General features: G+C 62.8%; 2 protein-coding genes. One reads left to right on the top strand and one right to left on the bottom strand.

Features of this window, described 5'->3' with window-relative positions; all coding sequences use genetic code 11:
* Nucleotides 1-365 (bottom strand): ACP S-malonyltransferase (locus EN939_RS32295; protein ID WP_164751427.1); only part of this gene is annotated, 365 nt, incomplete at its 3' end.
* A gap of 251 nt (nt 366-616) precedes the next feature.
* On the opposite strand from EN939_RS32295, the gene EN939_RS32290 reads away from it, so the two are divergent.
* On the top strand, nt 617-1,912 hold a 1,296-nt coding region (locus EN939_RS32290), incomplete at its 3' end, for an LTA synthase family protein (protein ID WP_442919583.1).

Below are 1,912 nucleotides of genomic sequence, written 5' to 3'. Positions count from 1 at the left end.
GCATTGCCGCGTATGCGCAGCAACCGGGCGGCATCGGCAACCGAAACGAAGCCGGCAGCGGCCAACGCCGAATATTCGCCCAGCGAATGACCGGCGACATAGGCGATCTTGCCTTTCAGCGAGAAGCCGCGCGATTCCAGCGCCCGGATCGCGGCCAGCGACACCGCCATCAGCGCCGGCTGCGCGTTGGCGGTCAGCGTCAACGTCTCTTCCGGCCCTTCCCAGATCAGCTCCGACAGATTTTCGCCGAGCGCATCGTCGACTTCCTGGAAGACCCTGCGCGCTTCGGGGAAGGCGTCGGCGAGATCCTTGCCCATGCCGACCGCCTGGCTGCCTTGTCCGGGAAAGGTGAATGCAACGGCCATGCGAGGGCTCCCAAGGGCTGGTTTTGCTTGCCTGAAGACGGTTTTTCTTGCCTGTGACGCATGGCGGGGCGCCAAGTCAAGCCCGGTTCGACCCTGCCCGAGGGCAGCCTCGTCCGCCGAGTGCCTGTTGCGAAAGGGTTTTTGGCGATCACTCCTGATGAAAACCGCTCACGATTCGTTTGCTGGCTCTTCTTATTTCCGTTACAGGCGCTAGCTTTGCGTGACAATTCCATGACAATCGAGTGACGCGCTTGTCGCTGGGTGGGGAAGTTAAAGTGGCAAAGAGTTACAAACGCACCGGCAAGGCCGCGCCACAGTTCCTGGAAGACGACCCCTCCACCGGCTATCTGCCGGGCAGGAGATGGCCGGTCGTGCGCTATGGGCTGATCAGCCTGGCGATTGCCGCTATCCTGGTGTTTGCCATCGAACTGATCGTGCGCGGCGACTTTGCCGGAACCATCTCCTTCTTCCTGCAGCCGTTCAAGCCGGGCTGGACCACCATCGTCGTGTTTGCGCTGCTCCTGATCGGCTTCGATGCGGTGCTCGGCCGCAGCCACCAGAGCCTGATGATCGTCGCGCCGCTGACCTTGTCGCTTGCTTTCGTCGGTCACCAGAAGTCGCACTATCTCGGCGATCCGCTCTATCCGACCGATTTCCTCTATGCCCGCCAGATCTTCGCGCTGCTGCCGCTTTTGGTACGCGAACGGCCGATGACCGCGCTTGCCATGGTCGTCGGCATCGTCGCCGGCCTGTCGCTGCTCGTCTACGGCTGGCGGCTATGGCGCCGCAAGGTTCCCGCACTCAGCCGCAAGGGGCGCCTTGCGCGGCTGACGCTGGCAGTGCCGCTGCTCGCCTTCTTCGTTTCGATCATGGACTACGCCACCTTCTCCTGGACCAGGGATCGGCTGCAGATCATCCCGATCATGTGGGACCAGAAGGAAAACTATGCCTCCAACGGCTTTGCGCTGGCCTTTGCCCTCAACGTGCCGATGGCGCATGTCTCGGCGCCGCCGGGCTATTCCGACAAGGCGATCGCAGCGATAGCCAGGCCTGATGTGACCGCCTCGGTGCCGGCCGAGAAGCCGGACATCATCATCGTCATGAGCGAATCCTTCTGGGATCCGACCAAGTTGCCTGGCGTCACCATCACGCCAGATCCAATCCCCAATGTGCGGGCGCTGCGCTCGGGCTCGATGTTCTCGCCGGAGTTCGGCGGCATGACCGCCAATATCGAGTTCGAGGCGCTGACCGGCTTCTCCAACGCGTTCCTGCCGGCAGGCAGCATCCCCTATCAGCAATATGTGCGCACGCCGACGCCTTCGCTCGCGACCTTCCTGAAGAGCCAGGGTTACCGGGCGCGCGCCATCCATCCCGGCACCAACTGGTTCTGGAACCGTGGCGCGGTCTATGCCGATTTCGGCTTCAACGATTTCATGTCGGAAGAGACGCTGCCGCCAATGCAAAAGCGCGGGCCACTGGCATCGGATGCGGCGATGACCGACGAGATCATCAGCGAGGCCGACGCCAGCGACGAGCCGGTGTTCTTC

It is taken from the genome of Mesorhizobium sp. M7A.F.Ca.CA.002.05.1.1, assembly GCF_003998335.1.
Lineage (GTDB): Bacteria > Pseudomonadota > Alphaproteobacteria > Rhizobiales > Rhizobiaceae > Mesorhizobium.
The sequence above is the reverse complement of the archived record's forward strand: the minus strand, read 5'-3'. Positions and strand labels throughout refer to the sequence as shown.